This window comes from Carboxylicivirga litoralis (genome assembly GCF_025499605.1).
GTDB classification, from domain to species: Bacteria; Bacteroidota; Bacteroidia; order Bacteroidales; family Marinilabiliaceae; genus Carboxylicivirga; species Carboxylicivirga litoralis.
The window spans coordinates 1-526 of record NZ_JAFMVC010000123.1 but is presented as its reverse complement, the minus strand read 5'-3'; the positions used below and the strand labels follow the sequence as shown (position 1 = coordinate 526).

The 526-nt window shown below is 28.5% G+C and carries 1 protein-coding gene; it reads left to right on the top strand.

The features are described 5' to 3' along the window. Positions 1 to 48: 48 nt before the first annotated feature. On the top strand, positions 49 to 526 hold a 478-nt coding region (locus tag J1N10_RS21040; protein ID WP_262328690.1), incomplete at its 3' end, for a hypothetical protein.

The window sequence follows — 526 nt, the reverse complement described above, 5'->3', positions numbered from 1 at the left end:
TTCAAATAAAAAGAATAAAATACGAGGGCTAACAACATGCAATAATGCATGGCCACCATTAAAGCTGGCCACAGCATCATGCAAACACCGTTAGCGAAAATTAAACGAACGATGAGAAATATTACTTTAATTAGTGTCATTATATTTTTAGTCTCCTGTCAATCTAATTCAAATAAGGAAAAGTCCAAAGTTTTGTTTGATAAAGAGAAAGATTATTGGACAATTATGACAACTAAATATAATTCAAATAATCTAGCAATCGTAGATAAGGTTTTAACTCCATATGCTAGGGGAATTTATTTAGACACAATAGAAAGTATAACAAAATACATCTATGACATTAATAATTGCTTAACAGAGAAAAGAAGTATTAATAAAACATTCAATAAAGAGACAACAACGATTTTCAAGTATGATAACTTAAATCAATTATCCTCCAAAATCAAAATCAAGAATTCAATTGACACAGTGCAAATAGCTGATTATGTATATTCTGAGGATAAAGAATCCAAGATTACAAAAACAA